This is a genomic window from Massilia sp. 01N410 (assembly GCF_056399665.1).
In genome coordinates, this window is the sequence record NZ_JBFTRV010000095.1 from 1 (window position 1) to 356 (window position 356).

Sequence of the window (356 nt, forward strand, 5' to 3'; positions counted from 1 at the left end):
GGGCAAGGTCCAGCCCCTCGCGCAGCTTTGCACTTGGCGGGTGCACGTCGCTGATGCGCACCTGCCCCACCTGCAGCAGCGCGTCGATGGCCTGCTGGTTGCCTTCCTGTTCGAAGAAGTGGCCCAGCGAGCGCGCCACTTCGCCACCGATATCCGGCACGCGCTTGAACAACGGCCACGGCAGACGGCGGATCAACGCCAGATCGCCAAACCACTGTGCCAGCGCCTTGGCGGTGCTCTCGCCGACGTGCTCGATGCCCAACGCGAACAGCAGCCGTTCCAGCGTCGCATCACGGCTGGCGTCGATCGCAGCAATCAGGTTGTCGGCCCACTTGGTAGCGATCTTCTTCGTGTTC

At 65.2% G+C, this 356-nt stretch carries 1 protein-coding gene; it reads right to left on the reverse strand.

Going from position 1 to position 356, the window contains the following annotated elements; translation table 11 throughout:
- Window positions 1–356 (reverse strand): helix-hairpin-helix domain-containing protein (locus AC1DOP_RS27395; RefSeq protein ID WP_477254452.1); only part of this gene is annotated, 356 nt, incomplete at both ends.